The 11,389-nt window shown below is 64.0% G+C and carries 11 protein-coding genes; 5 read left to right on the plus strand and 6 right to left on the minus strand.

Annotation, left to right across the window (positions count from 1 at the left end):
- Positions 1-104 precede the first annotated feature (104 nt).
- Positions 105-1,607, plus strand: coding sequence for a glycine betaine/L-proline transporter ProP (gene proP / locus EGJ22_RS02120; protein ID WP_029887704.1), 1,503 nt, complete (start codon positions 105-107; stop codon positions 1,605-1,607).
- Here proP and EGJ22_RS02125 read toward each other — a convergent pair whose 3' ends face one another.
- The 4 genes from EGJ22_RS02125 to EGJ22_RS02140 form a co-directional block, all read right to left on the minus strand.
- Positions 1,608-2,309, minus strand: coding sequence for a YoaK family protein (locus tag EGJ22_RS02125; protein ID WP_029887705.1), 702 nt, complete (start codon positions 2,307-2,309; stop codon positions 1,608-1,610). It abuts the gene before it with no gap.
- Positions 2,310-2,318: 9 nt separating this feature from the next.
- The gene (locus EGJ22_RS02130; protein ID WP_029887706.1) at positions 2,319-2,948 is read right to left on the minus strand and encodes a riboflavin synthase; all 630 of its coding nucleotides are present in this window, start codon (positions 2,946-2,948) and stop codon (positions 2,319-2,321) included.
- A gap of 125 nt (positions 2,949-3,073) precedes the next feature.
- The gene (gene treS / locus EGJ22_RS02135; RefSeq protein WP_029887707.1) at positions 3,074-5,140 is read right to left on the minus strand and encodes a maltose alpha-D-glucosyltransferase; all 2,067 of its coding nucleotides are present in this window, start codon (positions 5,138-5,140) and stop codon (positions 3,074-3,076) included.
- Positions 5,141-5,246: 106 nt separating this feature from the next.
- Entirely contained in the window at positions 5,247-6,164 is a 918-nt protein-coding gene (locus EGJ22_RS02140; RefSeq protein ID WP_009682147.1) for a LysR family transcriptional regulator, read from the minus strand.
- Positions 6,165-6,285: 121 nt separating this feature from the next.
- Here EGJ22_RS02140 and EGJ22_RS02145 point away from each other — a divergent pair, with 121 nt between their 5' ends.
- The 3 genes from EGJ22_RS02145 (at position 6,286) to EGJ22_RS02155 (ending at position 8,986) form a co-directional block, all read left to right on the plus strand.
- On the plus strand, positions 6,286-7,044 hold the full coding sequence (locus EGJ22_RS02145) for a 5-oxoprolinase subunit PxpA (protein ID WP_029887708.1): 759 nt from the start codon (positions 6,286-6,288) through the stop codon (positions 7,042-7,044).
- 86 nt (positions 7,045-7,130) lie between these two features.
- Positions 7,131-8,018 (plus strand): allophanate hydrolase subunit 1, encoded by an 888-nt coding sequence (locus EGJ22_RS02150; protein WP_029887709.1) that lies wholly within the window; start codon positions 7,131-7,133, stop codon positions 8,016-8,018.
- Complete coding sequence (locus EGJ22_RS02155; protein WP_029887710.1) at positions 8,015-8,986, plus strand: biotin-dependent carboxyltransferase family protein; 972 nt, start codon at positions 8,015-8,017, stop codon at positions 8,984-8,986. The genes EGJ22_RS02150 and EGJ22_RS02155 overlap by 4 nt, the downstream gene beginning before the upstream one ends.
- Positions 8,987-9,043: 57 nt before the next feature.
- On the opposite strand, the gene EGJ22_RS02160 is transcribed toward EGJ22_RS02155, so the two are convergent.
- The gene (locus tag EGJ22_RS02160) at positions 9,044-10,270 is read right to left on the minus strand and encodes an MFS transporter (protein ID WP_029887711.1); all 1,227 of its coding nucleotides are present in this window, start codon (positions 10,268-10,270) and stop codon (positions 9,044-9,046) included.
- Between the two features lie 258 nt (positions 10,271-10,528).
- Here EGJ22_RS02160 and EGJ22_RS02165 point away from each other — a divergent pair, with 258 nt between their 5' ends.
- The gene (locus EGJ22_RS02165) at positions 10,529-10,762 is read left to right on the plus strand and encodes a hypothetical protein (protein WP_009682142.1); all 234 of its coding nucleotides are present in this window, start codon (positions 10,529-10,531) and stop codon (positions 10,760-10,762) included.
- Positions 10,763-10,802: 40 nt separating this feature from the next.
- Here EGJ22_RS02165 and EGJ22_RS02170 read toward each other — a convergent pair whose 3' ends face one another.
- The gene (locus EGJ22_RS02170; RefSeq protein WP_064314497.1) at positions 10,803-11,183 is read right to left on the minus strand and encodes a hypothetical protein; all 381 of its coding nucleotides are present in this window, start codon (positions 11,181-11,183) and stop codon (positions 10,803-10,805) included.
- Positions 11,184-11,389: the final 206 nt, after the last annotated feature.

Here is an 11,389-nt window from a genome sequence, read left to right on the forward strand (position 1 = left end):
ACCCGCCCCCAGCGCAATTCCCTACAAAAATTCATTAAGCGCTGAATTATTTTGTGTCCCGTTGTATCAGATGCCATAGAGCATTGATCGACAGGGATACAGGCATGAAATCTCGCAGGAAAAGCGTCAAACCTATTGGCCTCAAGGACATCACGATCGTCGACGATGCCAAGATGAAGAAGGCGATCACCGCCGCTGCACTGGGTAACGCCATGGAGTGGTTCGACTTCGGGGTCTATGGCTTCGTCGCCTATGCATTGGGCAAGGTGTTCTTCCCCAACGCCGACCCCAGTGTGCAAATGATCGCGGCGTTGGCCACCTTTTCGGTGCCATTCCTCATTCGCCCCCTGGGCGGGCTGTTCTTCGGCGCCCTCGGCGACAAGTTCGGCCGGCAGAAAATCCTTGCCGCCACCATCGTCATCATGTCCCTCAGCACCTTTGCCATTGGCTTGATACCGTCCTATGCCAGTATCGGCATATGGGCGCCGATACTGCTGTTGCTGGCGAAAATGGCCCAGGGCTTCTCGGTGGGCGGCGAGTACACCGGCGCGTCGATCTTCGTGGCCGAGTATGCGCCTGACCGCAAGCGCGGCTTCCTTGGCAGCTGGCTGGACTTCGGCTCGATCGCCGGCTTCGTGCTGGGCGCCGGGGTAGTGGTGCTGATTTCCACGGTGCTTGGTGAAGAAAGGTTCCTTGAGTGGGGCTGGCGCCTGCCGTTCTTCCTGGCCTTGCCGCTGGGCATCATCGGCCTCTACCTGCGTAACGCCCTGGAGGAAACCCCCGCGTTCCAGCAGCACGTCGACAAGATGGAGCAGGGTGACCGCGAGGGCCTGGCGTCGGGGCCCAAGGTGTCGTTCAAGGAAGTGGCGACCAAGCACTGGCGTAGCCTGGTGACCTGCATTGGCGTGGTGATCGCCACCAACGTCACCTACTACATGCTGTTGACCTACATGCCCAGCTACCTCTCGCACAACCTGCACTACAGCGAGGACCATGGCGTACTGATCATCATCGCGATCATGGTCGGCATGCTGTTCGTGCAGCCCATCATCGGCCTGCTGAGCGACAAGTTCGGCCGTCGCCCGTTTATCGTGGTCGGCAGTGTCGGGCTGTTCGCCCTGGCCATTCCGGCATTCATGCTGATCAACAGTGGTGTGCTGGGGTTGATCTTCTCGGGGCTGCTGATCATTGCCGTGCTGCTGAACTTCTTCATCGGTGTGATGGCTTCGACGTTGCCGGCGATGTTCCCCACTCACATCCGCTACAGCGCACTGGCCAGTGCCTTCAACATTTCCGTGCTGATCGCCGGCCTGACCCCCACCATTGCCGCCTGGCTGGTGGAAAGCAGCGGCAACCTGTATATGCCCGCCTACTACCTGATGGTGATCGCCGCGGTGGGCCTGGTGACCGGCCTGACCATGAAGGAAACCGCCAACAAACCGCTGCGCGGTGCCGCACCGGCGGCATCGGACATCGACGAGGCGCGCGAGCTGCTGCAGGAACACCACGACAACATCGAGCAGAAGATCGAGGACATCGACGAGCAGATCGCCGAGCTCGAGGCCAAGCGCAAGTTGTTGGTCCAGCAGCACCCGCGCATCGATTGATCAGCGCGGCATGTAGCCACGCTGCCAGGCACGGGGAATGAACCGCGACACCAGGGCCAGCAGGCACGCCAGCACGCAACTGCCGGCCAGTGCCTGCAGGCCCAGGTGGTGTTGCAGCCAGGCGCCCAGCGCGGCGCCCAGCAGCATCCCTGCCCACGGCACCAGTTGCACCCGCCAGCCGTGGCGCCGCTCGCCCAGCAACCAGCGCCCAAGGCCACGGCCGAAGCGTGACAGTGCACCGGTGACGTAGGTCAGGCCGATGGGCAGGCCGTTCACTTGCTCGACGACTGCGTTGATCATGCCCATGGCCAGGGTCGCGGCCAGCAATGCCGGGAAGGTGGCCGCCCGTGGCCACGCTGCAGCGCAGGCCAGCAACGCCGCCACGACCACCAGCACGGGCCAGGCCCGGCGACGGAAGCCGCGCGCCAGCACTACCCCCAACGTGTTACCCGCGACAAAGCCCAGCAAAGCGCCGCTCAGGCGCAGCACCAGGGCCAGGTCAGCCTGGCTGATCGCCACCGCCAGGCGCGTGGTATTACCGCTCATGAACGATACGAAGTCGCCCAGGGCCAGCAGGCCAATGGCGTCGGTCATGCCTGCCAGCACCGACAGCCCGGCCACCAGGCCAAGGCCGACGCGGCCACGCAGCACCTGCAGGCGCAAGCGCCTGGCCGTACGGGTGGTAAGGGGATGGGGTAGCACGGGCAGGCCTCAGGGCAACAGGTTTTCGCGGGCAAGGGTGCCTTTGATGGTGCGCTCGACCACATCCACCAGCACCATGGTCTGGTGATCGACCTCGATGTTCAGCAAATCGCCGGCAGCGTAGCTGGCGAACGTGGTCTGGCGCAGGGTTTCCGGGATCAGGTTGATGGTGACCAGGTTGTCTTCCACGTCGGCCACGGTCAGGCTGCAGCCGTTGACCCCGATGAAGCCCCGCGGGAACACGTACTTGCCCCATGGCGGCGGCATGCGGAAACGGATGAAGGCGCCGGTCTGCTCGATCGACAGTTCGACTATTTCCGCGGTCGTGGCAATGTGGCCAGCCATGAGGTGGCCGCCGACTTCGGCGTTCATCTTCGCCGAACGCTCGATGTTGACCCCTTGGCCGGCCCTGAAATTGCGCAGGTTGGTGCGTTCCAGGGTGGCGGTCATTGCATCGAACCTGACGTGGCTGCCGTCGATCTCGGTGACAGACAAGCACGTGCCCTCGACGCTGACGCTGGCGCCGATCTTCAACTCATCGAGCAGTTCCGGGGTGAGGTCGATGGTGAACTGGTTGTGGCCCGGGTAGCTGGTCACATCAAGCAGTGGGCGGACGGCCTGGACGATGCCGGTGTACATGGTGTTGCTCCTGGGCGCGAAAAGAAAACACCCGAACGCTATGCCTGTACGGCCTCAAAAGCAAGGCGCCAGCGCCCTGGTGCTGCCCAGGCATGCGGCCGGGCACACCCAGGGCGCTGGCCGGCTCACACATGCCCGGTGCTGTTGACGATCCGCAGGCACAGCGCTTCGTACGGGTCCAGGTTCACCAGCAAACGGCCATCCTCGGTCAGGTCGCCTTCTACCGTTTCGTTGATCATGTCCACCACCGGCCCTGGTGTGAAGCCCGTGAGCAGTAGCTCCTCGGCGATCACCTCCTGGCTGAAGTTCAACGCACTGATCTGGATGCCGCGCCCCGCCGGTAGCTCATGCACCATGACCAGCAACCCAGGGCTGCTGACCTCCGGCACCAGCACCTGGCGGCTGGTGGCAATGCCGTAGGCCTGGCGCACCGCGAGCAGTTTTTTCACCTTGCAGGCGAACGAGTCAGGGTTGTCCAGTTGGCTGTCGAGGCTGCCATACAGCGCCCGCGCCCGCGGCATGCCGCGCACTGACGTGTCCGCTTGCGGGTCGAGCCCGGCCAGGTCGTAGCCGCCGCGGTGAATCCAGCGGGTATCGCCGTCGAGCATGCGCTCGGCCACGGCTTCGCCTGGCAAGGGCAGGGCGCCGACCATGTCCCAGCCCGACAGCGCCACCACACCTGGCTGCATGGCGTTGTACATGACCAGCAGCAGGTGCAGTTTCTGTATCTGCTCGATGTCCGCCGGGCCTATCTGGTCGAGGTCGCGGATGCCCAGTGCCGCAGTGATGAGGCTGGCGGTGGTGCAGGCGATGCCATTGGTGACGAAGCGCAGGTTGTAGGGCGCATGCTCGCCCGACAGCCGTTCATAGATTTCTTCGCGGATGTGCTCGCGCAAGATGTTGCCGGGTAATGTCTGGCCCTTGTACAGGTACATGTCATGGGCATGCAGGGTCCAGAAGTGCACCAGCTCCACGGTCAGTTCGTCGTGGTTCTGCAGGGCATGGATCAACGAGGCCGGGTCGATGCCGAAGGCGTGCATTTCCTTGAGCATCAGGCGCAGGAACTCGGTGTCGCCGGTCAGCAAGGCATGTTGGTAGGCGGGCCGGGTGATGAAGTCGTAGGACAGGTCGGCACCGCCCTTGGACATTTGCGCAATGTCATCGAGGGTCAGGTTCAGCTCCTGGAAACTGAAACCGCCGGCCTTGCGGATCATGCCACCGATCAATTGGTTGCCGACCAGCGACAGCGGGTGGCTTTCCGACCAGGCGGTGCCGCTGGCACGGGTTTCCACCCCGAGAAAACCGTTGGCATCCAGGCGCAGGCCACGGGCACCCAGGCAATCCAGGGCATGCAGGGCGTCGCCGATGATCATCTGCTGGGCGGCAAAGGTGGGGTCCAGCCAGTTCAGCGACGGCTGGCCTTCCTTGAAGTAGTGCAGGTAAACCCAACGCCGGGTCTTGCCGTCGACACCGGTGACCGGTGGGGTGGCGCTCCAGTCGGTTTCCTTGACCCCCGGCTCGAAGAAAATTACCCGCTGCAACTGCCCGACGATGTAATGGCGTGCCTTGAGCTCGTCGCACTGTGCGGGCAGCAGGTTGGCCGAGTCACGTCCGGGTGGCACCTCGGGCAGCAAGTGCCAGTCTTCCTCGCGTATCTCCACCATATGGTACAGGCCCGGGTAGGCGCCGTAGGCCATTTCCGCCAGGCGGAAGTCGGCGCCCTTGCCGGTGTGCGAAGGAATCAGGTCGTCGATGGTCACCGCATTGTGCGCGGCGGCCATGCGGCTCATCTGGATCAGCTCCGGCTCGCTGCCATAGAGCGGGTCGATATCGAAGCTGATGCGGTCGAAGTTGCCGTCTACGCTGGGCGTGAGCTCGCGGTCGCGAATACCGCCAGACAGCTTGATCGGCCCGGTGTGCAGGCCTTGAATGCCGATTTCCGACAGGCGCTTCCACAAGGCTTCATGGGCCAGGGCACCGAGCACCGAGCAGCCCTGTGGGGCGATGATGGCATCGGGGTAAACGGTCAGCCAGACCGAGGCGATTTCCGTGGCCCGGCGGGGCTGTGCCTCGGCGTAGGGTTGTTGCCACAGGCGCGACTGGCCTGAGTACAGGCTGGCGCGCTCCTGGGAAGCCTTGAGCATGGCGCGCGCTTCGAGCCATTTCACGTATGCAGGGTCGGGCTGGGTCATTTCGCGTCCTCTTTGCGTGTCGGCACCGGCTCAGGTTATGACGGCAGAGCGGTCGGATCGTTCGGCTGGGAGCCAGGGCCTGCACGAAATGCCTGGCACAGCGTGCTCAGCGCCGTGCAGCCCACTGCTGCGGTGCCAGGAAGGCGCCGTGGAAGTAATTGCGCAAAGCCTGCATCGCCGGGCTGAACGCCCGCTCGCGGTGCCAGGCCAGCCCCACGCTCATGGGCGCTACCGGGTCGCTGATGGTCACTGTTTCGATGCGCTTGCCCTCCAGCGACCATGGCCGGTGCACCAGGTCTGACAAGATCGCTACGCCACTGCCATTGGCGACCATGCTGCGCACCGCCTCCACCGAACTGGTGCGCACGCGCACGCTGGGCCGTTGCCCGGCCTGCTGCCAATAGCGCATGGCGCTTTGCTCGGCTTCGTCCACGGTCAACAAAATGAACGGCTCTGTGGCGACATCGGCCAGGCTCACGGCCGAGCGTTCGCACAGGGGGTGGTGCGCGGGCAGCCATAGGCGGCGCTCGGAGTTGAACAGCGTTTCTGAAACGATAGCCGGGTGGGTCAGGTTGGCGGTCAGCACCACCGCCATGTCGAAGCGCCCCTCCAGCAGCCCTTGCTCGATGGCACTGCGCTCCTGTTCGTAAAGTTCCAGGGTCACGTCGGGGTGCCAGTGCTCGAGGCGCTGCAAGTGGTGCGGCAGGAAGTAGCCGATTACCGTGTAGCTGGCTGCCAGGCGCAACAGGCCGCTGGCGCGTATGTCCGGCAACGGGCTGTTCAGCGCATCGTCGACGCTGCGCAGGATGACGTAGGCGCGGTTGAGGAAGTGCCGGCCGGCTTCGGTCAGGTTCATGCCCTGGGCGGAGCGCTGGAACAGCAGCACGCCGAGCATGGCCTCCAGCTCTTTGATTGCCGTGGTGACCGCCGACTGGGAAATATTGAGGTGGATGGCGGCCTGGGAGATCTGGCCGATTTCGGCAGTGGCGACAAAGTAGCGCACCTGGCGCAAGGTAAGTGACACGGCAGGCTCCAGGGGTATCTTTTTTTCCGAAGACACCCATTCTGTTTATAGATCTTCCCAAGGGGTAGGGGAGAATCTAACGTGGCTTGCATGCAGCCACAAGCGCCAGGGAGATACGGTCATGCAAGCAGTGGATTTCAACTCGGACATGGGCGAGGGCTTTGGCCCGTGGACCATTGGCGACGGCGTGGATAACGAGCTGATGGGTTACATCAGCAGCGCCAATATCGCCACCGGTTTTCATGCCGGCGACCCCGGCACCATGCGCCGTACGGTGGAGCGGGCCAAGGCCCTGGGGGTTGCCGTGGGGGCACACCCGGGGTTCCGCGACCTGGTCGGTTTCGGTCGCCGGCACATCAACGCATCGGCGCAGGAACTGGTCGACGACATGCTTTACCAGCTCGGGGCGCTGCGTGAAATCGCCCGGGCCCAGGGCGTGAGCCTGCAGCACATCAAACCCCACGGGGCGCTTTACATGCACCTGGCCCGTGACGAGCAAGCTGCACGCTTGCTGGTGGAAAACCTGCGGCTGATCGAACCCCAGTTATTGCTGTTCTGCATGCCCGGCTCGGTGATCTGCCGCATTGCCCAGGAGCTTGGCCAGCCGGTGGTGCGCGAGTTCTATGCCGACCGCGAGTACGACCTGAGCGGCTCGATCGTGTTCACCCGTAACGTAAGGGGCTACCAGCCTTTGGCGGTCGCCGAGCGTGTACTGCGGGCTTGCCGGCAAGGTGTGGTGCGCACCGTCGAGGGCCAGGACCTGGCCATCGAGTTCGATTCCATTTGCCTGCACAGTGACACGCCGGGCGCCCTCGACCTGGTCGAGGCCACGCGCAATGCGCTGGACCAGGCTGGCATCGTGGTGCGTGCACCGCGCTGACGCTGGCATCCGGCAGCCACAGGCCGGAGCCTGATCATGTTGTTTTCGCCTGCCTTTCTATAAAGATTTCAAGAAAAGGAACAGTCATGGCCGAATCGCTTGCTACAACGCCTATCCGCTACAGCTTCGGCGCCGACGAGCACCTGTTTGCCGAGGTCAGCGAGAGCATGTCGCTGGAAGCCTTCTTCAAAGGTATGGCCGTCACCCGTGCGATAGAGCGCCTGGCGCTGGACGGGGTGCTGGATGTGTGCCTGGCCAATGCGTCGTTCCAGGTGCGTTTCGACCCCGACCGCATCGCCCCCGATGCCCTGCTGGCAGCGGTGCGCGGTGCCGAAGCGCAGGCGGTGGCCGAGCGTTCGTTGCATACCCGCATCATCGAGATTCCGGTGCTGTACAACGACCCCTGGACCCACGAAACCTTGATGCGCTTCCGGGACCGCCACCAGGACCCGGCCAGCACCGACCTGGAGTACGCGGCCCGCATCAATGGCCTGGCCGATGTCGACGCGTTCATTGCCGCGCACAGCGGTGCACCGTGGTTCGTTTCCATGGTCGGCTTCGTCGCCGGCCTGCCGTTCATGTTCCAGATGGTCGAGCGCCAGCGCCAGTTGCAGGTGCCCAAGTACCTGCGGCCGCGTACCGACACGCCCCGCCTGACCCTGGGCCATGGCGGTTGTTTCGGTTGCATCTATTCGGTGCGCGGCGCGGGCGGTTATCAGATGTTCGGCGTCACCCCGGCACCGATCTACGACCCGCAACAGACCTTGAGCTACCTGAAGGAGCACATGGTGTTCTTCCGCCCAGGTGACATCGTGCAATTCAAACCCATCGACCGCCGCGCGTATGACCAGGCAGTGGCTGAGGTGGAGGAGGGCCGTTTCGACCTGCGCATTCGCCCGGTGGTGTTTTCCCTGGACGCATTCCTTGCCGACCCGGTCGGCTACCCCAAATCGCTGCAGGAGGTGCTGGCATGATCAAGGTACTCAAACCGGGCCTGGCGACCTCCGTGCAGGACCTGGGCCGCGAAGGCTATTACCACCTGGGCATTCCGCCATCTGGCGCGCTCGACCAGTATGCCCTGAGCGCAGCCAATTACCTGGTGGGCAACCCGCCGGGCGCTGCCGGCCTGGAATATGCGCTGGTCGGCCCTGAACTTGAGTTTCAGGCAGATGCGCTGGTGGCAGTGTGTGGTGCGCAGATGCCCGCCTTGCTCGATGGCCGCGAGCAGCGGCCCGACACGGCATTTGCCGTGCGCGCCGGGCAGGTGCTGCGTTTCAGCTTCCCGACGGCGGGGGCGCGGGCCTACCTGGCAGTGGCGGGGGGTATTGATGTGGCCGAGGTGCTGGGTAGCCGATCGACCTACGCGCTTGGGGCCTTGGGTGGCTTCCAGGGGCGCAAATTGTTGGCCGGTGACCTGTTGCCGGTCGGCACGCCCACCGGCACCGGCCGCGCCGGCGCAAGCCTGCCGATGGCACTGCGCCAGGCCCTGGGCGGCGAAGTGGTGCTGCGGGTGGTGCCGGGGTTGTATTTTCACCGGCTGACCGAAGCTGCTGCGCAAAGCTTCTTCACCGAAGCCTGGACGGTAGGCTCCGAGGCGGATCGCATCGGTTACCGCTACAAAGGCGGCAGTGCCTTGAGTTTCCAGCCACGGGAGCAACCGTTCGGTGCTGGTTCTGACCCTTCCAACATCGTCGACAGCTGCTACCCCATCGGCTCGATCCAGGTACCGGCCGGGCTGGAGCCTATCATCCTGCACCGGGATGCCGTATCGGGCGGCGGCTACGCCATGATTGGCACTGTGATCAGCGCCGACCTCGACCTTATCGGGCAGATGCAGCCGAATCAGCAGGCACGCTTTCTGAAAGTCAGCCTGGAGCAGGCACTGGAGGCACGCCGCTCTTACAAGAAGAAGCTGGCGTGCCTGGCCCGGTTGTTCAGCTGAACGGAGGACAACTTGCCGATGCGGGGGGGGCAAGGGTCGCCAACCCCGCCCGGCCATTTACGCGGGTTGCTGGGCCAAACCGTTACTGACGTTGCGCCCCAGCACCAGCACGGTGACGAAGCCACAGCCCACCAGGGCCGTGGCCAGGCTCAAGAGCACTGCGGTGCCCATGTGGTCCACCACTTGGCCGCCAAAGAACGAGCCTACGGCAATGATCACCTGGAACAAGGCCACGAACAGCGGCATGCCCCGCTCGACATCCTTGGGCGCGACCACGAACATCCAGATATTGGCGCAGGCCGGGAACGCGCCGAAGGCGAATCCCCACAGCGCAATCAGCATCGCCGCGCCGGTCAGGCCGGTGGCGAAGTACGGAAACAGCGCTGTGCTGGCGGCGATCAGCAGTGCCACCAGCATCAGCGAATGGCGCACACTGCGGTTGGCGGCGAAGCCGGCGAAGATATTGCCCATGAACCCGGCCACGCCATACAGCAGCAACAACGAGCCGATGGTCGGGCCGTCGAAGCCGGCGTTCTGTTTGAAGAACGGCGCTACATAGGTGTAGGCGGCAAAATGCGCCAGGCCAATCAACAGCACGGCGATCAGGCCAACACGCGCTTGCGGGTTGATGAACAGCGCCGGCAGGTCGCGCACACCAATGGCTTTTTCGGGCAACAGCCGCGGCAGCAGCAACACCTGCGCCAGGAGCACAGGCACGCCCACCAATGCAGTCACCAGGAAGGTCATTCGCCAGCCCATCAGGCCACTTAGCCAAGTGCCTACCGGCACGCCCACCACCGTCGCCAGGGTCACCCCGGCCATGATGATCGAGTTGGCCTTGGCCACGCCAACGCCCTCAGGGGCCAGGCGCCCGCTGAGGGCGATGGCAGTGGCCCAGAAGCCGCCGATGCTGACACCCAGCAGCACCCGGCCGAGCAGTAGCAGGCTGAAGTCGCCCGCATAGGCGACGATGCTGTTGGCGATGATCATGATCAGCGTCAGGCCGATCAGCAGGTAGCGCCGGTCCAGCGCGCCAACGCCCACGGAAATGGCCGGCGCGGCCAGCGCGGCCATGATGCCGGGCAGGGTGACCATCAGGCCGGCGAAGCCTGCACTGATACCCAGGTCGCTGGCGACATCGTTGAGAACGCCCACTGGCAGAAATTCGCTGGTGACCAGGGCGAAGGCGCCAATGGCGACCGAGAGGATCGCCAGCCACTGCTGGGTCACGCTCTGTTGATTATGTTCAGGACGGCCCCGTGAGGCCTGGCTGGCACTTGGCATGGTGGTGACTTCCAAGGAGGGATGACGCCTGTAGCAGGCGCGGGAGGGGGGATTGGCCGGGGATTATAGGGGTGGGTGTGGGCGGCCGACAGGCGAACGGCGTGATAGTGAACATCAGTGCCATCGATGAAACGCCGGGTGCAGAGCGGTTGCTGGCGAATGACGCCTCGGCGTGCAGACCGCTGACCCAAAATATTGCATGAGCCTTCTTGATGGTTTCACCTAGCGGTACTAATACTAAATCACGGCCGCAGAGGGATGATCATGCAAACACGCTTCGTTGTGGTTCCCGCAGTGCCGCTGAAAAAAGAGGTTCAGCCTCGGCGGCTTGGCTTTCCCGCTGCATTGGGCGAGGGTTACGACCTCTACGATACGCAAGACAAGGTGCGTTTGAGCCTGAACTTTGCCACCCGAGCCCAGGCGGAATTCGAGTGTGACTGTCGCAACCGCTGCCCGGATGCCGACGCTGCGGAGATCGCCGGCATGGTCTAGTCACGTACGGTGGGCCCTCACCAAGGGGTGAGGGTAGCGATCAGCCGTGCTTGCGCAGGGCGGCGACCAGTTCGGCCTTGGTCATGCTGGAGCGGCCTTTTATGGCTTTGCTGCGGGCTTCCTTCAGCAGGCTTTCCTTTGTCTGGCTTTCCAGTGAGCTGCCGGATGCGCGCGCGTGCCCGTGGCGGGTGTGTGCTGCCCGCCTAGCCGAATCGGCGCGGGCGGTTTTCTTCTCGCTGGCAGAGGTGCTGCTCCCCGAGCCGCCTTGCTTTTCACCGCCGCCGGATTGCTTGTTGACCGTGGCCCAGGCGCGCGCTTCGGCTTCCTCTTTGGCCAGGCCTTTATCCTCATAGGCGTGCTCGATGTGCTCGGCCTTGCGCTTCTGTTTTTCGGTGTACTTGCCTTTGTCGCCGCGTGGCATGGTGTTCACTCCTGCAGTTGTACCTGAACGGTGGAAACGCTCCCCGCCAGAGAGTGCCGGTCACTGGACGAGCGGCACCGCGGGGGCGCATCGACGACAACAGCCCCTGTGGGAGATTCTCTGGTTTCGGGCAAGGGTAGCCGCAGTATCTTCAGCGCCTGTGAGATCGAGCGCCGCCCGCGCGGCGCATCGCGAGCTGCGCTCGC

The sequence above is a fragment of the Pseudomonas sp. p99-361 genome (assembly GCF_003935475.1).
In the GTDB taxonomy this organism is placed as follows: Bacteria; Pseudomonadota; Gammaproteobacteria; order Pseudomonadales; family Pseudomonadaceae; genus Aquipseudomonas; species Aquipseudomonas juntendi.